We start from the raw sequence: 19,475 nt of genomic DNA on the forward strand, positions 1-19,475 counted from the left end.
CTCCATGAATGTGTTCGACACCCTGATGCTTCCCAACGGTTCAACCATCAAGAACCGAATCGCCAAAGCTGCCATGGAGGAGAACATGGCGGACGCCGATCAGGCGCCTTCCAAGGACCTGCTGCGTCTCTATCAAGCATGGGCCGACGGTGGTGCCGGCCTGATCATTACCGGCAACGTTATGGTCGACGGCCGCGCCATGACCGGACCGGGTGGCGTGGTGTTGCAAGACGATCAGCAATTGCACAAGTTCAAGCACTGGGCGCGTACAGGTCGGTCTGGCGGTGCGCAGTTCTGGTTGCAGATCAATCATCCCGGTCGCCAGATGCAGTCCAACCTTGGGCAAAAGACCTGGGCCCCGTCAGCCGTGCCGCTGGATCTAGGCAAAATGTCCAGGCGATTTGCCACACCTCATGCGATGACCCCAGGCGTGATCGAAGAGGTTGTTCAGCGCTTCGCGAATACCGCACGCCTCGGCGAACAGGCCGGATTCACTGGCGTGGAAATTCATGCTGCCCATGGCTATTTGTTGAGCCAGTTCCTTTCGCCGTTGACCAACCAGCGCACGGACGAGTGGGGTGGCCCTCTGGAAAACCGGGCGCGCCTGTTGCTCGAAATCGTCAAGGCGGTCAGGGCTGTGGTTTCTGCGGATTTCGCAGTGGCGGTCAAGCTGAACTCCGCCGATTTCCAGCGCGGAGGATTCACCGCCGATGACGCGAAAAAGGTGGTTGAGTTGCTCAACGACCTGGGCGTGGACATGGTGGAGTTATCGGGGGGCAGCTACGAGGTACCCGCCATGCAGGGTGACGCGCGCGATGGTCGCACCCTGGCTCGCGAAGCCTATTTCGTCGAGTTCGCCCGTGATATCCAAACCGTCGCCAACATGCCGGTGATGGTCACTGGCGGTATACGCCGCCGCCCGGTGGCCGAAAGCGTCGTGCAGAGCGGTGTGGACATGGTGGGCATCGGAACCGCCCTTGCTATCGACCCGCACCTGCCTCGCCAGTGGCTGGCGGGCAACGACAATGCCCCGCAATTGCCGCCGATCACCTGGAAAAACAAAGCGATGGCGGCCTTGGCGAACATGGCTGTAGTGAAGTTTCAACTGCGTAAACTCAGTCGCAATAAAAATCCCGACCCGAGTGTTTCACCGTTGTTCGCGCTGATCCTGCAACAGGCCGCCATGGCGTTTCGCACTCGCCGGTACCGGAGATGGGTAGAAAAGTCTTCGCATTGCAACGGCCTGACCATCGCAGCGCACGGCGATGGTCTGCCTGGATGACACCTGCGCAACATCACTGAAGACGTTGCGCCAGGTGCTACGCGAGTGTTGTTCCGGGCTTAAAGCCCCCACCGCCCCAGCTCGGGCTTGCGCTCGTCAAGCAGCAGTGCAGGCGCCATGGCGCTCGCCATGTTCAGCAAGTGCATGTCGGTAGATACCGGTGACAGCAGCTGCACGCCAATCGGCATCTGTGCTTCATCGAATCCGGCGGGTAGGGCGATTGCCGGGGTGCCGAGGTAGTTACTGGCGCGGCTGAACGTGCCGATGCTCACGTGAGCAGCGTCCTGGTCATCAAGAGGCAGGGCCCCGTGACCGCTGACCGGCATCAGCAGAACACCGGATGAGCCGATCGCTCGTCTGAAGGCCTCGGCGGCGTGGGCACGCTGTGCAACGGCGTGTTCATAGTCGTCCCGGCTGATGGTCGCGCCGGCCAGGATGCGATTGCGCACCACCTCCCAGAGCGGCTGCGCAGGGTCATGTGCAAGGTGGCCGAACTCGCGATACCCCTCATAGGCAATGATCATCGAGTTGCACTCGGACAGCCGGCCAATGTTCAACTCATCCTCTGGAACCCAGCTCTGGAGCGTCCAGCCGGCCTTTTCCAGGGTGACCAGGGCCTGATCCCATACCCGGCGAGCGCCCATGGACAGCGCACTTGGGAACGCGCTCTGGTCCAGTACGAACACCGTGCCCGGCTTGGCTGGTACCAGCTCACCTGCAAGGTCGGCCTGAACGCTCGACCCACTGCCGGTAGACGGGCTGGCAAGGATGGCCGTGAGTGCATGGGCGTCGCCGACATCACGGGCGATCGGGCCCAGCACGTCGAGGCTGGGCGCAAGCGGAACCACACCGTGCACGCTGATGACCCCGCTGGACGGTTTGAAGCCGACCAGATGATTGAGCGATGCGGGGGCTCGGATCGATCCGCCGGTATCGCCCCCCACTGCAACAGGTACAAGCCCTGCGGCAACAGCAACCGCCGCACCTGAAGAGGAACCGCCCGGGGCGCGATGCAGCGTTGTGTCCCACGGGTTCCAGGGCGTGCCTCGGGTCGGGTTCTGCCCGGACAGGCCGAACGCAAATTCGGTCATCTGGGTCTTGCCCAGGATAACCATTCCGGCCGCCTGCAATCGTTGCGCGACGGTGCTGGTCACGGCACTGACAGTGCTCAGGCGGCTCAACGAGCCTGCCGATGCCGGGGTATGGGCTATTTCGATGTTGTCCTTGATGGCGACCGGTACGCCATGCAAAGCGCTCAATGGGTGGCCTGCCTCGAGCGCACTGTCGGCGGCATCGGCTGCCGCCAGGGCTTGCTCTGCGAACACTGCGGTAAAGGCATTGAGCTCGCTGCCGCGAGCAATGCGGTCCAGAAAGTAGTGCGTGACGGCACGCGAGGTGATCTGCCGGGTAGCGATCAGATGGGCAATCTGCAGGGCAGACTGGAAACATAGGGCTTCGGATCGTTCGAGCATGGGTTCTAGGTTCTAAGCGGTGTGGGTCGGTAATCCCCGTATCCGATACTCGTTGACGGGGATTGCATGGCGTTGTTCGAGCCAGTGACTATTTCAGTGGCTTTCCGGCTGTTTCCGGCATTTTGATGAAGGTCACAAGCGTGAGCGCGGCGCCTGCGAGCACGTAGTAGAAGAACCAGCTCTCCTGACCGTTGCTCTGCAGCCAGGTCAGCAGATACGGCGTGGTACCGCCCAGCAGCGCCACCATCAGGTTGTAGGGAGCACCAATGCCGACGGCGCGAACGCGGCTGGGGAACTGTTCGGACATGATTGCCGGGGCGATGGAGGTATAGAGCGCGTAGAGCATAAGGCCGAACAGCTCCACCATCAGGATCGACGAGAACGTCGGCTGCATGCTGGTGATGATCGGGTAGAAGAACACCAGGTAGCCCAGGGCGAACACGATCAGTTGCGGCTTGCGCCCGAACTTGTCAGAGAGCATGCCGAAGAGTGGGTGCACGAGCATGAACGCGACCATTGCAACCGTGTTTGCAGCGAACGCTGTCGAGGACTCCACGTGCAGCGCACGGATGGCATAGGTCGGGATGTAGATGACGAACAGGTAGAAGGCAAAGGTGCTCAGGATCGAAAAGCCCACGATCCGCAGGGTCTCGCGCGGATAATCGCGCAGCAGGGTGCGCAGCGGTTGCTTCTCTACCTTGTCTGCGGTTGGCGGCGTGGAGGCTTCTGCTTCAGGTACCGACATACGCAGCCAGATGCCTGCGATACCGCCCAGGGCGCCGAGCAGGAACGGAATGCGCCAGCCGAACTCTCTCATCTGTTCCTCGGTGAGGAGGGTGGTCAGCGCCCAGCCGATCGCCGAGGCGGTCAGAATGCCCGCGGCGGAGCTGAAGAACACAAAGCTCGAAAAGAACCCGCGACGGTGGTCCGGCGCCAACTCGGCAAGGTAGGTAGAGGCTGAAGCGTATTCACCGCCCAGCGACAAGCCTTGCATCAGGCGTGCTATCACCAGCAAGACCGGCGCGAGCAGGCCGATCTTCTCGTAGGTGGGGGTGATGCCGATCATCAGGGACCCGCCTGCCATCAGCAGGATGGTGACCCCCAGTGCCGATTTGCGGCCATAGCGATCAGAGTAGATCCCCAGGGCCCAGCCGCCGATCGGGCGCATGAAGAACCCCACGGCGAAAATCGCGAAGGTCGCCAGCAGGGACGCCGTTTCGTCATTTTTTGGAAAGAATTGTGTGGAAAAGAACACCGCGAACGACGCATAGATCGTCCAATCGAACCACTCCACCGCATTGCCAATGCTGCCAGCAGCAATTTTGCGCGCGGTTGATACCTGCGGCTTTGCCGCTTCGGACGTTTGAGTCGCATAATTCATTGGCTTGTGCCTTTGGGTTTGAGTTGTAATTGTTTTTAGACATATGCGGCGTTTTTTTGTATTAATTTGGCCGCTTGAGCGAAGGTATTGTAAGGATATGGTCTCGTCAACCGTTGATTCGGATGAAAAAAGACATTTTGCGTTGGATGACGCGGATCTGGCCTGCCTGATTGCACTGCAGGCGAACCCTCGCGGCACCTGGCGGGATCTGAGTGCCGGCTGCGATGTGGCGGAGCGTACGCTTTCGCGTCGCCTGCAACGCTTGATGGACAATGGGTATATCCGGGTGATCGGCGAGCTCGACCCGGTTGTGGTGGGGAGTGGCCCGGTGCTGCATGCCTGGATTCGGGTAGCAGACGGTCGTCAGAGCGAAGTGGCGCAGCACCTGGCGCAGTGGGTACAGACGCAGGTTGTGATGGCGACAACGGGCGAGTTCGACATCTTCACCGAGATCAACCTGCCCAGCGTGGAAGCGCTTTCTGACATGGTGGTGCGGGAGTTGCCGCTGGTGCCGGGGGTTAGGCAGGTTCAGACGCAGGTGGTGCTCAGGTCGTTCCGACGAGCCAGCCGCTGGCGCATTGATGGTTCGGTGCCTAGCGAGCCGGTGCTGGCCGGGCCTGTGAGCCTGAGTGCTGACGAAATGCGGTTACTCGGCGCCCTGACCCTGGATGGAAGGGCCAGCCTGGGCGTGCTTGCCGAGACATGTGGAGTCAGTGAGCCGAAGGTTCAGCGGATGCTGAGTGGGCTCGTCGACAGCAATGCCCTGACATTTCGTGTGGAGCTCGAGCCGTTGCTGGTGGGCTATGGGGTAGAGGCGATTGTGTCGTTGCAGACTCGACCGGGTGCGGCGGAGGGCATTGCCCAGGAACTGGCGAAGGATGAACACACGCGTTGCCTGTTTGGCACCAGTGGCGGCTCGCAGCTGTTCTGGCATGTGCTGTGCCGTGATATCCATGATCTATGGACCGTCTCGACTGCCCGCATGGGATTCCTGGAGGGGATCATCTCGTGTGAGACCAACACGGTGGTCAGGGCCTACAAAAGGGCGGGGCGGGTGCGTCGAGGGTTGATGGTCGAGTAGGGTTCATGCCTGCCTTGGTGCAAGCAACGTAGCTGGCTACGTTGCCTGTTTGGGCTTCCAGTAGTCCATCTCGGCCACCGCTCTTTCAATGTCATCCATGTCGTCGCAGCCCAGCTCGAGGTCGAACTTTTCAGTGATTGTTCTTCGCATGGCGGCCAGTCGACGGGTGATCTGGTTTTCATCGATGAACCGTGTCGTCTCTTCGCAGTACAGCGCTCTGTCGCCTGGGCTGATGTCGCCATCAACATCCCTGTAGTAATGGCGGGCAATGTCTCTCAGGGAAATGAGCATGTATTCGATATCGGCGACAAGGTGGATGGCTTCTTCTCCAGACAGGAGGATTTCTCTGTTTTCCTTCAGCAGTTTCAATGGGTCTTCCACTCGATCTTTGAACGGGCCAGGTAGCGAGGATATCCCATGTGGCGCTGACGAACCCCGTTGCGGGTCACTCGGATGATGACGGCCCCTGCGGGTCATTCACCAGAGCGGCCGCCGTCGCATGCAGCACCTGCACCAGCCACAGCACCGCGGCCCCCTTGCTGTAAAGCTCATTGACGGTCACGGGCGGGTGTTGGCGTACCACGCTCAAGCTGCTGAACCTGCCGTGCTCATCGTGAAAGGGTTGGGTCCAGCCGAGGCAAACGCCGTGATCCTGCGCGCCTGCCCACAACTCGGGGGGGCTGGTGAAAGCCTCTGGTGTCCATAGCAACGGGAAGGATGAGTGCCGGCTGTGCGCAAGCAGGGGCTCAACGACCGCAGGCTCATGGCGACGGTAGCTCTCGCCCCATGGGTTGGGGCAGTTGCTTTGTGTGATCGAAAAGGTCGGGGTGGTGAAACTGAAGGCGTAGCAGTCGAAACCCAGGCACCGAAGCAGCTTTTCCAATTGCGCCAACTGGCTGTCCAGGTCCTTCGAGCACACCAGCTGACGCAGTTGCTCCGTTGTCCAGTGATCCATCGTTGCTCATCCCTGCATGATGTGAACATCCGTGGATACAGATCAGTTTCTCCTGATAAATGCGTATCAGATGCGCCTTTTACGACTGTAGCTCAGCTTTTTTGCGCTATTGCAAAAAGCGCTAACGCTTTTGCCGGGTTGCCTGCCTCTGGTCGGGCCTGCCCTCAGGGTCAAGCTCGCGCAGGCTTGCGGGCCCTTGTGCCGGTGATTCACCAGTCACCTGGCACAGCAACGCGCTGACTCGCTCGCCGTCCACCACGCCCCGTGCCTGCAAGAGGTCGGCCACTGCTACCAGCCCCGCCCAGTACCGGCGTACCAGGCAGCCGGACCGGGCAATGGCCAGGGCCTCGGCATCGAGCAGCTTGTGCGCGGGCAACAGGCTGATCAGTTCATGCCCGCGGCAGCGGTCGCCACGGCCGCTGCCGCGCAAGACCCGGTCATAGCGTGCGTGCCGGTGGATGGCTTCGGCCACGGGCCCGGCAAAGCAGTGCAGCAGGTCGCGCTCGATGGGTTCGACGAGGGAGGGCAGGTATTCGGCAATGCCACGGGCGGCGAAGGCCGGGTGCACGATCAGGTAGTCCGCCTCCACCAGCCCCTCGGCAAAGTGCGCACGCCCGTTCAGGTCGATCAGCGGGCCGCTGGCGGCCTGGGCGTGGGTCAGCACGGTCACCCGTGCAATGGGCTGGCCGTTCCACCACACGGCCAGGGCGTGACCGGCCTCGTGGATGGCGGTTGAACGCGGGCGCATGTCCATGGGGCGAGCCTCCCGTGGGGTGGTCGCTCGCCCTGACTACGCCTGCGTTATCGGTGCACGGCTCAGCGAGCGTTTGTCCTACCTTCTGCTCCCTGGCAGGTTCCGTATAAGAGATTATGGCTATCACCCACCAATACTGCGGCTATTTGCCGACTCGGGGGCGGCGAACTAGCCTTAGTTCGGTGCCGGCGCCAGCTGGCCGACCCATCCTGATGAAGAGACAAGATCGCGGCGCTCAGCCGTTCGAGTCGTTGACGATGCAACCTGTGTAACTGATTTCGCACGTTGCCACGGCGCCCTGGCAGGGCTGCCTGGCGACATGAACTCGACCAAGGGTAGCTCTCACATGGCAACTGAATCGAAATGCCCGTTCAATCATGCCGCCGGCGGTGGCACCACCAACCGTGACTGGTGGCCCAACCAGCTCAACCTGAAGATCCTGCATCAGCACGCGCCCCAGGCCGACCCGCTGGGCGAGGGCTTCGACTATGCCCAGGCGTTCAAGAGCCTGGACTTCCAGGCCCTCAAGCAGGACCTCACCGCGCTGATGACCGACTCGCAGGACTGGTGGCCGGCCGACTTCGGCCATTACGGGCCACTGTTCGTGCGCATGGCCTGGCACAGTGCGGGCACCTACCGTACTGGCGACGGGCGCGGCGGTGCCGGCTCCGGCCAGCAGCGCTTCGCGCCGCTCAACAGCTGGCCCGACAACGTCAGCCTCGACAAGGCGCGGCGGCTGCTGTGGCCGATCAAGCAGAAGTACGGGCGGGCGATTTCCTGGGCCGACCTGATCGTGCTCACCGGCAACGTGGCGCTGGAGTCGATGGGCTTCAAGACCTTCGGGTTTTCCGGCGGTCGCCCGGACGTGTGGGCGCCGGACGAGGACGTGTATTGGGGTTCGGAGAACAAATGGCTGGGCGGCGACACGCGCTACGGCAAAGACCCTGAAGCCATGCAGCCGCCGGGCGAGGGCACCCTGGTGGCCGAACCCGAGCAGCACGGCAACGAAGAAAGCCGTACCGAGCAGGGCCGCAACCTGGAGAACCCCCTGGCCGCAGTGCAGATGGGGCTGATCTACGTGAACCCGGAAGGCCCGGAAGGCAACCCCGACCCGGTCGCCGCCGCCAAGGACATTCGCGAGACCTTCGGGCGCATGGCCATGAACGACGAGGAAACCGTGGCCCTGATCGCCGGCGGCCACGCCTTCGGCAAGACCCACGGCGCCGGCCCGGCCGACAACGTGGGCCCCGAGCCTGAAGCGGCAGGCCTGGAGGAACAGGGCCTGGGCTGGAAGAACAGCTTCGGCACCGGCAAGGGCCCGGACACCATCACCAGCGGCCTGGAGGTGACCTGGACCACCACCCCGACCCGCTGGAGCAACAACTTCCTGGAGAACCTGTTCGGCTTCGAGTGGGAGCTGACCAAGAGCCCGGCCGGGGCCCACCAGTGGACGCCCAAGGGCGGCGCCGGCGCCGGTATCATCCCCGACGCCCACGACCCGTCCAGGCGGCGCAACCCCACCATGCTGACCACCGACCTGTCGCTGCGCTTCGACCCGATCTACGAGAAGATCTCGCGCCGCTACCTGGAAAACCCCGACCAGCTGAGCGATGCCTTTGCCCGCGCCTGGTACAAGCTGATCCACCGTGACATGGGCCCGCTGTCGCGCTACCTGGGCCCGGAACTGCCCGCTGAGGAGCTGCTGTGGCAAGACCCGATTCCCAAGGTCGACCACCCGCTGGTCGATGACGGCGACATCGCCGCGCTCAAGGCCAAGGTACTGGCCTCGGGCCTGTCGGTGGCGCAGCTGGTGTCCACCGCATGGGCGGCGGCTTCCACCTTCAGGGGGTCGGACAAGCGCGGCGGTGCCAATGGCGGGCGGCTGCGCCTGGCCCCGCAGAAGTTCTGGCAGGCCAACCAGCCCGAACAGCTGGCCGCCGTGCTCGCGACCCTGGAAGGCATCCAGAACGAATTCAATGGGGCGCAGGCCGGTGGCAAGAAGATCTCCCTGGCCGATTTGATCGTGCTGGCGGGCAACGCCGGTGTCGAGCAGGCTGCGAAAAACGCCGGGCATACGGTCACGGTGCCGTTCACGCCGGGGCGCACCGATGCCAGCCAGGAGCAGACGGACGTGGAGTCGTTCGGCTTTCTCGAACCCATTGCCGATGGTTTTCGAAACTACCTCAAGGGGCACTACCGCGTGCCGGCCGAAGCGCTGCTGATCGACAAGGCGCAACTGCTGACGCTCAGTGCACCGGAGATGACGGTGCTGGTGGGCGGCCTGCGGGTACTGGGGGCCAATGTGGGCCAAAGCAGCCATGGCGTGTTCACCCAGCGGCCGCAGGCGCTGACCAATGACTTCTTCACCCACCTGCTGGACATGGGCGTGGAGTGGAAGCCGGTGTCCGAGGCCGCTCAGGCGTTCGAAGGGCGTGATCGCAAAAGCGGGCAGGTGAAGTGGACCGCAACCCGGGTCGACCTGGTGTTCGGCTCGAACGCGCAATTGCGGGCCGTGGCCGAGGTGTATGCCAGTGCAGATGCGCAGCAGCAGTTCGTCAGCGACTTCGTGGCGGCCTGGGCCAAAGTGATGAACCTGGACCGTTTCGATGTGAAGTAGCGCGTTCGCCGGCAAGGCCGGCCCCTGCAGAGCAGCACAACCCCTGCAGGGGCCGGCCTTGCCGGCGAAGCGAATGTACCGGCTCACACGCTGGCCGGCACCTCCCGTTGCAGCGCAAGGCGTGCAACAAGCCGCGTACAACCCGGCAGCGAAACCACCTCCAACTGACCGCCCACCCGGGCGATGCGCGCATGCATGCTGCGCATGCCCACGCTCACCCCGGCGCGCTGTACCGCCAGCACGTCGAAGCCGATACCGTCATCCTCGATGTTCAGCTCCAGGCTGTCGGGCTGCGGCTGCTGCAGCTCAACCTGCACATGCCGGGCACGGCTGTGCTTAACCACATTGGTCAGCGACTCTTCCACCAGGCGGGTCAACGCCATGCACTGCAAGGCGCTGGGCGGTGTGCGCCACTGCGCGGCGAAGTGCCAGGTGCAGGCCACATCCAGTTCGTCGAACAGCTGGGTGAAGCGATGGCGCAGAGGGGCGATCCATTCCTGCGGCGTGGCCGGCACCTTGATGCCGGCGCTGGAGCCATTGTCGATGGTCTGGCGCAGGTCATCACGCAGCAATTTGAGCATCGACAGAAACTGCGGGCCCTGCAGCGGCGTGCTGGCCTGCTCGACCATGGCCATCATGCGCACCAGCGAACCGCCCAGCCCATCATGCAGGTCGTGGGCGATCTGCAGGCGGTCCTGCAGGCGGGAGTTGGTCAGCGCCAGGGCGTGTTCGCGTTCGAGGGTGGTGGCCAGTTCCCCGCGAGCGCGCTCGATGCCTTCGGCCAGCTCCAGGTTGAAGCGCTCGATGCGGCGCACGCTGCGCGCATGGCGCAAGCCCAGCACCACCGACATGCACAGGGTCGTCACCACACTGGTGAGCGGTGTCCACGCGGGCGTTTCGCCGATCAGCTTCAGCATTATCAGCAGGTCATGGGCCCCGGCCAGCATGAATATCAGCAGGCTGGCGGCCAGCCACACATGCTCGGGCCGCCGGGTGCGCAAGGCATGCAACTGAAACTGCAGGCAGTTGAGGAAAAACACCGTCGCCGTGCTCAGCACCGCCACCAGTTGCGCGTTGCCGACGCGGGCATCCGGGGCCAGTGCCATCAAGGCCACCAGTGCGGCAGTCAACAGCCAGAGTGCCTTCTCCAGGCGCGGCAGCGATTGCCCGCCAAAGCGCCAGACAAACACGCAGAAACAGGTGACGTACATCACCAGCGCGATGCCGTTGAAGCGCGCAGCCATCAGGGTGGTGGAGAAGGGCCAGGGGCTGGTCATCAGTATATTGGCGATGAACAGCACCCAGCACAGGGCCATGGCCGCATACCAGCCAAAGATCCGTTGCTCGCGGCGGATCACCCAGATACAGAAGAACAGCCCGCCCAGCACCGCCGAGACGGTCAGGTTGAGCACGAACAACGAGCGGTTGGTCCACAGCAACTCTTCATACAGCTGGCGTGCCGAGGCCTCATCCCCCAGGTACACCGGCCCCAGCCCGGGTGACTGTACCGCCAGGCCCACCACACGTACCCACAGCGTGTTGACGCCTTCGTGCAGCAGGCCTTCGGGCAGGTGCCAGTAGCGGGGCATGTTCCAGCTGCGTGACAGCGGCTCGCTCAGCTGGCTGTCACGCCACAGGCGCTGGTCGTTGACGAACACTTCGCCGGCCATGATCACCGAGCGCAGCGTCAGTGCCACCGGCATGCGTTGACCGGCCGCGCAGTCGCGCTGCCACTGGAGGCGGTACCACACCGTGCCGTCGTGCTGCGGCCAGCGTCGGCTCCAGTCGTCGGGCAGGGTCACGGCCTGCCAGGGGCCGGCCTCGGGGCGGTTGCCCTGGTCATCACCCTGGGCGGCGGCTACCGACAGCACCTGCACGGTGCAGCTTGCACCGCCCGGCGTTGCAGCCTGCGCTGCACCCGACAGGCACAGGACGAGCAGCCAGCACGCCATCAGGCCTCTCAATCGAGCAGGCCACGCGTGCGTGCCGCATGGATGGCGCGGGTGCGCGAAGACACCGCCAGCTTGCGATAGATGCGTTTGACGTGGCATTCGACGGTGTAGCGCGACAGGTTCAGCTGTTCGGCGATTTCGCGGTTGCCCAGGCCCTCGGCCACCAGGCGCAGGATCTGGTCTTCACGCGGGGTCAGGCGTTCGCCATTGGCGGTGTCGACCGGCTGGGCGGCCCCCGGGCGCAGTTCCTCGATGATGCGCCGGGCCACGAACGGGTCGATGGGGGCGCCGCCGCGCAGCACGCTGCGCAGCGACAACAGGATCTCCAGGTCGTCGCGTTCCTTGAGCACATAGCCGGTGGCGCCTGCCCGCAGCGCCGCGAGCAGGGTGTCTTCGGTGCTCCATGCCGAGATCACCAGAATCGCCTGGCCGGGGTCGGTGGCGTGCATCTCTTCGATCAGCTCGATGCCGTTGCCGTCGGGCAGGCCCAGGTCTACCAGCGCCAGCGCCACCGGCTGCGCCGCCAGGCAGGCGCGGGCCTCGGCCAGCGAGCTGGCGAACAGCAGGGCCTCGGGCCGGTAGCCCAGTTGCAGCAGCAGGGCTTCCAGGCGGCGGTGGATCAGCGGCTCGTCCTCCACCAGCAGTACCGGCGCGAGCAGCGTGGGTTCGGGAACAGTCGTCTGGATAGGCATGGGCAGTCTCGGGCGCGCGGTGGGGGCGAATGTGCCCCATGCAGCGGCCAATAGGTATCCCTGAAAACGGGTAAATGAAGCCTTATAGCCTACCCCACGCCCCGGTGCTAGCCCAGCGCCATTACCGCGATCACGCCCAGCGCCAGCAGCACCAGCATCGCCCCCGTGGCCCGCTCCAGCCACGGCAGGGCACGGGCGAAGCGGCGGCGCACGTGGCGGTTGCCGATCACCACCGCCACCAGCAGGTCCCACGCCAGCACCACGCCGAACATCCACAGGCCGTAGGCCAGCTTCCAGCCAGGGCTTGCCTGCGGCCCGCTCAGCATGGCCGCCAGGCTGGCGTAGAACAGCGCGTTCTTGGGGTTGAGGATGCCGGACACCACCCCCATGCCGGCGGCGCCCAGCCAGGTGGTGGCCGCGGGCGACGGTACCGGCGACCCCTGCGGGGCAACCTCCAGCGTACTGGCACCGGCATGGCGGATGAACAGCCAGCCCAGGTACAGCAGGTAGGCGCAACCGGCCAGTTGCAGCACGATGAACAGCGTGCTGTGCGGCTGCAGCACCGACACGCCGGTAAAGGCGGCGACGATGAACACCCCGTTGGCCAGTGCGATGCCCAGGCAGGCTCCGCTGGCCACGCGCCAGCTGGTGGCCAGGGAGGTGCGCGCCACCAGGAAGAAATCCGGCCCCGGTGACAGCAGCGCCAGAAAGTGCGCTGCTGCAATGATCAGGAACTGCTCCATGTAACCTTCACTTCTATGGATGTGGGTCCAGGAAGTGTGTGGCGGGGCCGGGGGCGGCGTATTGAACAAAATTGCGCAGGTTCAGGCGGCGTGACGGGCGAACAGCTTTTCCAGTTGCTGCCACAAGGCCGGGTCGGTGCTGAACGCCACGTTGAAGCGCATCCAGCCGGTGGCCTGGGCGTCGACCATGAACAACTGGCCGGGGCCGATCATGATGCCGCGCTCCAGGGCGTCGTCCACCAGCGCTGCGCTGTTGGCGATCTGCGGGTGGCGGGTCCACAGGTACATGCCCTCGTCGGACTCGACGAAAATCTCGAAGCCCAGGCGGTTCAGGCGCCGGCTGACCTCCTGCTGCGCCTCGGCCAGGCGCTGGCGCAGGCGCTTGAGGTGCTTGCGCCAGCGCCCGTCGGTGATGGCCGCATACACCACGCGCTCCATCACCTGTGAGGTGGTCAGGCCCGAGCGCATCTTCAGTTGCAGCAGCTTCTGGATCAGTTCGGGGTTGGCCAGCATGTAGCCCACCCGCACGTTCGGCGAGATGCTCTTGGAATAGCTGCCCACGTACACCACCTGCTGCAGGTGGTCCAGGCTGCTCAGGCACGGTTGCGGTTCGGCCACCATGTCGGCGTACAGGTTGTTCTCCACCAGGCGAAAGCCGTGTTGCGCCGACAGTTGCAGCAGGCGGTGCAGTTGCGCCAGCGGGGTGCGCGAGCAGGTGGGGCTGTGCAGGTGCGGCTGGGTGAAGAACACCGTGGGCCGGTGGTGGGCCAGCAGCCGCTCGAGATGCTCCAGGTCATACCCGGCCGGGGTGCGCGGCACGCCGATCAGGGTGGCGCCCTGAAAGCGCAGGATGCTCATCAGGTTGGGGTAGCCCGGGTCGTCCACCAGCACCACATCGCCCGGGCGCACCAGGGTGCGCACCGCCAGGTCCAGCGCCTGGCTGGCGCCGTGGGTGAGCATCAGCTGGTTGGGGTTGGCCACGATGCGCTGGTCCTGTTCCAGGTTCTGCGCGGTGAGGGTGCGCAGCTCGAGCAGGCCCATGGGGTCGCCGTAACCGCTCAGTTCCATCACGCTGCCGGCCACCTGGCGCAGGCCGCGACGCAGGCCGTCCTCGAACATCCACTCGTTGGGCAGCCAGCCACAGCCGGGCTTGAAGGCCAGTTGGCGGCTTTCGAAGATGTTCTGCAGGTACCACTCGGAGTTGAACTCCGGCTTGCCCGGCTCGGCGTCGCTGGCCTGGCTTTCGATGCGCTCGTTCACCGAGCGGTTGACGAAGAAGCCGGCATTGCCGCGGCTGACCAGCAGGCCCTGGGCCACCAGCCGATCGTAGGCTTCGACCACGGTGAAGGTGCTGACCGAGTAGGTGGCGGCGAAGGCGCGGATGGACGGTACCTTGGCACCGGGTTTGAGGGTCTGGTTCTCGATCAACTCACGCAACCCGTTGATGATCTGGTTGACGAGCGGGGGGGCGGAGTCGGGTCGTAATTCAAGCATGTTGGGGCTGTGCCTTCAGGGTGCGTAACGCCTGGCGCCTGCAGGGAACGGGGGTGTACTGCATTGGCGGCCTGTACAGTGCAGTGCATATTTCACGGCGCTGTGCATGGCTCTCTGTGTCGTACATTTTTACATTAGGGGTCTGTATTCGCCAGCTAAAGCATGTTGAGAGGCCCGATCACTACCGCCAGGGGCAAGCCCCCGGGCGTGCACAGCACGATTGCCGACCTTCAAGGCCATGGATGCCCGCCGGGTTTGCGATCCATCCCGTACACAATCAGACACTGACGAGCAATGAAGCCCGGCATTCGCCGGTCTTGCGTGTTCGCTGGAAAAAGAAAAACAAGGGGTAGACAACTGATGGACGCTACATCGACTTCCACATCCTCCAAGGTGGAGCCCGAGAGCAAGCTTAGCGCTTCGCTCAAATCGCGCCACCTGACCATGATGTCCATCGCCGGGGTGATCGGCGGTGCGCTGTTCGTGGGCTCGGGGAGTGTGATCCACAGCGCCGGGCCGGCCGCCATCCTGGCGTACCTGGCCGGCGGCATCCTGGTGGTGCTGATCATGCGCATGCTGGGTGAAATGGCCACCTCCTCGCCAGACACCGGCTCGTTCTCCACCTACGCCGAGCGCGCCATCGGGCGCTGGGCAGGCTTCACCATCGGCTGGTTGTACTGGTGGTTCTGGGTCATCCTGATGGCCTGGGAAGCCTATGTGGCGGGCAAGATCCTGCACGGCTGGTTCCCCTCCATCAGCGTCAACGTGTTCGTGCTGGCCACTACCCTGGTGCTGATCAGCGTCAACTTCTTCAACGTCAAGCACTACGGGGAGTTCGAATTCTGGTTCGCGCTGATAAAGGTGGTGGCGATCATATGCTTCCTTGTGGTGTGCGGGCTGGCCGTGGCCAACCTGTGGCCCACCGGTGAGGTCCACGGCATCAGCAACCTCACGGCCCAGGGCTTCATGCCCAATGGGGTGGAGGCAGTGGTGGTGGCCATGCTGGGGGTGATGTTCGCCTTCCTGGGCGCCGAAATCGTGACCATCGCGGCCGCCGAGTCGAAGAACCCGTCCGAGCAGATCGTCAAGGCCACCAACTCGGTGGTGTGGCGTGTGTGCCTGTTCTATGTGGGTTCGATCTTCCTGATCGTGGCCCTGGTGCCGTGGAACGACCCGCTGATGGGCCAGTCGGGCTACGGTTCGTACCGTCGTACTCTGGAGCTGCTGGGCATTCCGGGCGCTGAGTTCGTGATGAACTTCGTGGTGCTGACCTCGGTGAGCAGCTGCCTGATCTCGGCGCACTACACCGCCTCGCGCATGCTGTTCTCGCTGTCGACCCGCGGTGATGCACCGTCGTTCTTCAAGATCACCCGCGCCGGTACCGGTGTGCCGGTGTTCGCCATCATCGGTTCGTGCTCGGTGGCGGTGTTCGTCGCCCTGATCAACTTCAGCGACACCCTGCGCCCGAAAGACGTGCTGGACGTGCTGATGAACACCACCGGCATGATCGCCTTGCTGGTGTACCTGGTGATCGCGTTCTCGCAACTGAAGATGCGCCGCAAGCTGGAAGCCGAGGGCAAGGAAATCCGCCTGAAGATGTGGCTGTTCCCGTGGCTGACCTACCTCGTGATCGTGTTCATCATCGGGTGCCTGGTGACCATGGCCTTTGTGCCGGACTACCAGGTACTGGTGTTCTCCACCGGTGCGGCGGCGGCCATCGTGGCACTGATGGGCGTGTTCATGCACGTGCGTGCGGCCAGGCAGCTCAAGGGCTGACAGGCACCATGACGAAAAAGACCAGGGCCGCAAACGGCCCTGGTTTTTTTTTGCCTGCCCGCGGCGCGGATGCCGCCCGCCGGGTTCGTCCTACAAGCAGTGGCCGTGATGCCGGTAAACAATCCCCATTACGGCACCGGGCAATCATCGCAACGTTGATTGCAGTGTGCCAGTACGCCTGCCTAGCATGCCCGTTTGCTCGATTCGGCACGGAGTGCAGGCATGAAGATCGTTCACAAGGCTGGCCTGGCGGCCGCCACATTGCTGTTCATTACCACCGGATTGCTGTCGGTCACGCAGGTCAGCCAGGTGCGCGAGGCCCTGCACAAGCAAGTGTCTGCCGGCATCGCCGAGTCCAGCGGTGCCCTGGCCCGGCAGATCGAGAACTGGCTGAACGCCAAGCTCAAGCTCATGGGCCTGGTGGCGCAGGTCATCGACAGCCGCTACAGCCCTGAAAACACCCAGCGCATCATCGACAGCCCGATGCTCAAGGACGAGTTCATCCTGATATTCGGCGCCTTGCAACGCGACGGCAAACCCCTCACCAACACGCCCAGCTGGCGCCCCGATGCGAGCTGGGACGGGCGCACACGGCCCTGGTATGCCGTCGCCAAGGGCGCCGACAAGGCGGTGCTCACCGAGCCCTACATCGACTCGGCCACTGGCGAAACGCTGATTTCGGCGGTCACGCGCCTCCACGATGGCGCTACCTTCGCCGGCGTGCTGGGCGGCGATATCCGCCTCAAGAGCGTGGCCGATGCCATCAATACCCTGGACTTCAACGGCGCCGGCCATGCCTTTCTGCTCAGCCGCAACGGCACGATCATTTCCCACCCCGACAGCCAGTACAACGGCAAGCCCTACAGCAGCCTGTTCGATGGCCAGCACCCGGCGCTGGACAGCCAGCTGCAGACGGTTAGAACCGGCGATCACGATTCACTGGTGTCCTTCACCCCGCTGACCTACCTGGAGGGCATGGACTGGTTGATCGGCGTGGTGCTCGACCAGCGCATCGTGATGGCCGAGGCCGACAGCCTGACCTGGCGTGCAGTGCTGGCCACGCTGCTCGGCGTGCTGGTGAGCCTCGTGGTGCTGGGCCTGCTGCTCGGGCGCCTGCTCAAGCCGCTGGACCTGCTGCACCGCTCGTTCCATGAGGTCAACCAGGGCGACGGCGACTTGACGCGGCGCCTGCCCGACGGCGGCAATGACGAGGTGGCGCTGGTGTCGCGCGAGTTCAACGGCTTTCTGGGCAACCTGCAGAACCTGATCCATCAGGTGATGAGCACCTCCAACCAGGTGCGCGAGAGCACCCACCTGACGTCGGCCGAAGCCACCTGGACCGATGAACGCCTGCAGCGCCAGTTGCAGGAGCTGGACCAACTGGCCACGGCCATGCAGGAGATGGCCTCCACCGCCGAAGACGTCGCGCGCAACGCCCAGGCAGCGGCCCAGGCCGCAGTGATTGCCGACGAGGAAGCACACGGCGGCGAGGACGTGGTGCGACGCTCGACCGCGGCGATCCGGCAACTGGCCAGCGAAATGGACGACACCGGCCATGCAATCAATGACCTGTCGCGCCTCAGCGACAACATCGAGTCGATCCTGGCGGTGATTACCAGCATTGCCGAGCAGACCAACCTGCTGGCGCTCAATGCCGCCATCGAGGCTGCACGTGCCGGCGAGACGGGGCGAGGTTTCGCGGTGGTGGCCGACGAGGTGCGCACGCTGGCCTCGCGCACCCAGCAGTCGACCCAGGAGATCCGCCAGATGATCGACCAGCTGCAGGCCGGGGTGCGCCACGCCGAGTCGCGCATGCAGCACAACCGCGACAGCGCCGGCAAGACCGCCGAGGAGGCGGGCGCGGCCAACGACCGGCTCGTGCGCATTCGCCAGGCGATCACCCGCATCAACGACATGAACACCCAGATCGCCACCGCGGCCGAGCAGCAGAGCGCCACCAGCGAAGAGATCAACCGCAACACCACGACCATTCGCGACATCAGTCATGAAGTGGCCGCAGGCACCCAGGTGCAGGTGCGCCAGTGTGCGGTGATGGTGGAGCAGGTGGGGCAACAGCACCACCTGCTGGGGCGTTTCAACCTGTGAGGCGGGGGCTCAGGCCTTGAGCGAGGCCATGTCGATCACGAAGCGGTACTTCACGTCGCCGGCGATCATGCGGCTGTAGGCCTCGTTGATGTGCTGGATGTCGAGCATCTCGATGTCGCAGCAAATGCCGTGCTCGGCGCAGAAGTCCAGCACCTCCTGGGTTTCGGCGATGCCGCCGATCAGCGAGCCGGCCAGTACGCGGCGCTTGAGCACCAGGTTGGCGGCGTGCAGGGGCGGCTCCACCGGTTCGATCAGGCCCACCAGAATGTGCACGCCGTCGAACTTCAGGGTTTCCAGGTAGGGGTTGAGGTCGTGCTGCACCGGGATGGTGTCGAGCAGAAAGTCGAAGTGCCCGGCCACGGCGGCCATCTGCGCGGCATCGGTGGACACCACCACATGGTCGGCGCCCTGGCGGCGGGCTTCCTCGGCCTTGCTGGCCGAACGGGTGAACAGGGTGACTTCGGCGCCCATGGCCTTGGCCAGCTTGATGCCCATGTGACCCAGGCCGCCCATGCCGAGGATGCCGACCTTGTGCCCGGCCTTGACCCCGTGGTGCTTGAGCGGCGAATAGGTGGTGATGCCGGCGCAGAGGATCGGCGCGGCGCTGGCCAGGTCCATGCCGGCCGGGATGCGCACCACGAAATGCTGGTCGACCACGATACTGCTGGAATAGCCGCCCATGGTGTTGCTGCCGTCGACCCGGTCGGGGGTGGCGTAGGTCATGGTCGGGCCTTCGAGGCAGTACTGTTCCAGGTTGGCGGCGCAGGCCTGGCAGTGGCGGCAGGAGTCGACCATGCAGCCCACACCCACCAGGTCACCCACCTGATAGCGGCTGACGCTGGCGCCCACAGCAGTGACCTTGCCCACGATTTCGTGGCCGGGCATCAGCGGGTAAACGGCGATGCCCCATTCGTTGCGGGCCTGGTGGATATCGGAGTGGCACACGCCGCAGTAGAGAATCTCGATGGCCACGTCGTCGGGGCGTGGGCTGCGGCGCTGGAAGGTCATGGGGGCGAGGGGCGTGGTGGCCGACTGGGCGGCGTAGCCGATGGCGGTGTACATGGGGGAACCTCGCAAAAGCAATGACGGTAGAGGCGGCGCATTGTCCGCGCGGGCACCGGGCGTGCCCACCGGCATTCCTCTGCGTGTCATGCCTGATTCTCCGGACCT

At 64.3% G+C, this 19,475-nt stretch carries 15 protein-coding genes and 1 pseudogene; 6 read left to right on the forward strand and 10 right to left on the reverse strand.

What is annotated here, in order from left to right; translation table 11 throughout:
- Positions 1–4: 4 nt before the first annotated feature.
- Positions 5–1,282: an NADH:flavin oxidoreductase/NADH oxidase family protein gene (locus KH389_RS10570; RefSeq protein ID WP_078481044.1), complete on the forward strand. Its 1,278-nt coding sequence runs from the start codon at positions 5–7 to the stop codon at positions 1,280–1,282.
- A gap of 59 nt (positions 1,283–1,341) precedes the next feature.
- Here the strand turns inward: KH389_RS10570 and KH389_RS10575 are convergent, their stop codons facing one another.
- Together KH389_RS10575 and KH389_RS10580 are read right to left on the reverse strand one after the other, a co-directional pair.
- Entirely contained in the window at positions 1,342–2,754 is a 1,413-nt protein-coding gene (locus KH389_RS10575; RefSeq protein ID WP_213607312.1) for an amidase, read from the reverse strand.
- Positions 2,755–2,842: 88 nt separating this feature from the next.
- The gene (locus KH389_RS10580) at positions 2,843–4,135 is read right to left on the reverse strand and encodes an MFS transporter (RefSeq protein ID WP_043861683.1); all 1,293 of its coding nucleotides are present in this window, start codon (positions 4,133–4,135) and stop codon (positions 2,843–2,845) included.
- Positions 4,136–4,232: 97 nt separating this feature from the next.
- On the opposite strand from KH389_RS10580, the gene KH389_RS10585 reads away from it, so the two are divergent.
- Positions 4,233–5,216, forward strand: a complete 984-nt coding sequence (locus KH389_RS10585; RefSeq protein WP_213607313.1) for an Lrp/AsnC family transcriptional regulator — start codon at positions 4,233–4,235, stop codon at positions 5,214–5,216.
- A gap of 36 nt (positions 5,217–5,252) precedes the next feature.
- Here the strand turns inward: KH389_RS10585 and KH389_RS10590 are convergent, their stop codons facing one another.
- The 3 genes from KH389_RS10590 to KH389_RS10600 form a co-directional block, all read right to left on the reverse strand.
- Positions 5,253–5,585 carry a hypothetical protein gene (locus KH389_RS10590; RefSeq protein ID WP_213607314.1) on the reverse strand — a complete coding sequence of 111 codons (333 nt, stop codon included), beginning with the start codon at positions 5,583–5,585 and terminating at the stop codon, positions 5,253–5,255.
- A 76-nt stretch (positions 5,586–5,661) separates the two neighbouring features.
- Complete coding sequence (locus KH389_RS10595) at positions 5,662–6,171, reverse strand: autoinducer binding domain-containing protein (RefSeq protein ID WP_213607315.1); 510 nt, start codon at positions 6,169–6,171, stop codon at positions 5,662–5,664.
- 121 nt (positions 6,172–6,292) lie between these two features.
- A complete protein-coding gene (locus tag KH389_RS10600; protein WP_231390775.1) occupies positions 6,293–6,925 on the reverse strand; it encodes a hypothetical protein in 633 nt (210 codons plus the stop codon).
- A 346-nt stretch (positions 6,926–7,271) separates the two neighbouring features.
- Here KH389_RS10600 and katG point away from each other — a divergent pair, with 346 nt between their 5' ends.
- Positions 7,272–9,542: a catalase/peroxidase HPI gene (katG, locus tag KH389_RS10605; protein ID WP_213607316.1), complete on the forward strand. Its 2,271-nt coding sequence runs from the start codon at positions 7,272–7,274 to the stop codon at positions 9,540–9,542.
- Positions 9,543–9,625: 83 nt separating this feature from the next.
- On the opposite strand, the gene KH389_RS10610 is transcribed toward katG, so the two are convergent.
- The 4 genes from KH389_RS10610 to KH389_RS10625 all read right to left on the reverse strand — a co-directional run bounded on the left by KH389_RS10610 (position 9,626) and on the right by KH389_RS10625 (position 14,423).
- A complete protein-coding gene (locus KH389_RS10610) occupies positions 9,626–11,494 on the reverse strand; it encodes a sensor histidine kinase (protein ID WP_213607317.1) in 1,869 nt (622 codons plus the stop codon).
- A gap of 8 nt (positions 11,495–11,502) precedes the next feature.
- Positions 11,503–12,186: a LuxR C-terminal-related transcriptional regulator gene (locus tag KH389_RS10615; RefSeq protein ID WP_213607318.1), complete on the reverse strand. Its 684-nt coding sequence runs from the start codon at positions 12,184–12,186 to the stop codon at positions 11,503–11,505.
- Between the two features lie 107 nt (positions 12,187–12,293).
- Positions 12,294–12,929, reverse strand: a complete 636-nt coding sequence (locus KH389_RS10620; RefSeq protein WP_213607319.1) for a LysE family translocator — start codon at positions 12,927–12,929, stop codon at positions 12,294–12,296.
- Between the two features lie 81 nt (positions 12,930–13,010).
- Positions 13,011–14,423 (reverse strand): aminotransferase-like domain-containing protein, encoded by a 1,413-nt coding sequence (locus tag KH389_RS10625; RefSeq protein ID WP_043861689.1) that lies wholly within the window; start codon positions 14,421–14,423, stop codon positions 13,011–13,013.
- 360 nt (positions 14,424–14,783) lie between these two features.
- Here KH389_RS10625 and KH389_RS10630 point away from each other — a divergent pair, with 360 nt between their 5' ends.
- The 3 genes and pseudogenes from KH389_RS10630 to KH389_RS27715 all read left to right on the forward strand — a co-directional run bounded on the left by KH389_RS10630 (position 14,784) and on the right by KH389_RS27715 (position 18,305).
- A complete protein-coding gene (locus KH389_RS10630; RefSeq protein ID WP_043861690.1) occupies positions 14,784–16,199 on the forward strand; it encodes an amino acid permease in 1,416 nt (471 codons plus the stop codon).
- Positions 16,200–16,421: 222 nt separating this feature from the next.
- Positions 16,422–17,399: pseudogene (locus tag KH389_RS27710) on the forward strand (cache domain-containing protein); the annotation flags it as partial.
- Between the two features lie 201 nt (positions 17,400–17,600).
- Positions 17,601–18,305, forward strand: a complete 705-nt coding sequence (locus KH389_RS27715; protein WP_420831970.1) for a methyl-accepting chemotaxis protein — start codon at positions 17,601–17,603, stop codon at positions 18,303–18,305.
- Positions 18,306–18,314: 9 nt separating this feature from the next.
- Here KH389_RS27715 and KH389_RS10640 read toward each other — a convergent pair whose 3' ends face one another.
- Positions 18,315–19,367 (reverse strand): NAD(P)-dependent alcohol dehydrogenase, encoded by a 1,053-nt coding sequence (locus KH389_RS10640; RefSeq protein ID WP_043861692.1) that lies wholly within the window; start codon positions 19,365–19,367, stop codon positions 18,315–18,317.
- Positions 19,368–19,475: the final 108 nt, after the last annotated feature.

Source organism: Pseudomonas qingdaonensis (genome assembly GCF_018398475.1).
GTDB classification, from domain to species: domain Bacteria; phylum Pseudomonadota; class Gammaproteobacteria; order Pseudomonadales; family Pseudomonadaceae; genus Aquipseudomonas; species Aquipseudomonas palmensis.

Excerpts from the sequence above, each read along its gene's own strand:
- KH389_RS10575 (WP_213607312.1), bottom strand. The coding sequence starts at position 2,754 with ATGCTCGAACGATCCGAAGCCCTATGTTTCCAGTCTGCCCTGCAGATT.
- KH389_RS10610 (WP_213607317.1), bottom strand. The coding sequence starts at position 11,494 with ATGGCGTGCTGGCTGCTCGTCCTGTGCCTGTCGGGTGCAGCGCAGGCT.
- KH389_RS27715 (WP_420831970.1), top strand. The coding sequence starts at position 17,601 with ATGGCCTCCACCGCCGAAGACGTCGCGCGCAACGCCCAGGCAGCGGCC.
- KH389_RS10600 (WP_231390775.1), bottom strand. The coding sequence starts at position 6,925 with ATGGACATGCGCCCGCGTTCAACCGCCATCCACGAGGCCGGTCACGCC.
- katG (WP_213607316.1), top strand. The coding sequence starts at position 7,272 with ATGGCAACTGAATCGAAATGCCCGTTCAATCATGCCGCCGGCGGTGGC.
- KH389_RS10595 (WP_213607315.1), bottom strand. The coding sequence starts at position 6,171 with ATGGATCACTGGACAACGGAGCAACTGCGTCAGCTGGTGTGCTCGAAG.
- KH389_RS10625 (WP_043861689.1), bottom strand. The coding sequence starts at position 14,423 with ATGCTTGAATTACGACCCGACTCCGCCCCCCCGCTCGTCAACCAGATC.
- KH389_RS10630 (WP_043861690.1), top strand. The coding sequence starts at position 14,784 with ATGGACGCTACATCGACTTCCACATCCTCCAAGGTGGAGCCCGAGAGC.
- KH389_RS10620 (WP_213607319.1), bottom strand. The coding sequence starts at position 12,929 with ATGGAGCAGTTCCTGATCATTGCAGCAGCGCACTTTCTGGCGCTGCTG.
- KH389_RS10615 (WP_213607318.1), bottom strand. The coding sequence starts at position 12,186 with ATGCCTATCCAGACGACTGTTCCCGAACCCACGCTGCTCGCGCCGGTA.
- KH389_RS10585 (WP_213607313.1), top strand. The coding sequence starts at position 4,233 with ATGGTCTCGTCAACCGTTGATTCGGATGAAAAAAGACATTTTGCGTTG.
- KH389_RS10580 (WP_043861683.1), bottom strand. The coding sequence starts at position 4,135 with ATGAATTATGCGACTCAAACGTCCGAAGCGGCAAAGCCGCAGGTATCA.
- KH389_RS10640 (WP_043861692.1), bottom strand. The coding sequence starts at position 19,367 with ATGTACACCGCCATCGGCTACGCCGCCCAGTCGGCCACCACGCCCCTC.
- KH389_RS10570 (WP_078481044.1), top strand. The coding sequence starts at position 5 with ATGAATGTGTTCGACACCCTGATGCTTCCCAACGGTTCAACCATCAAG.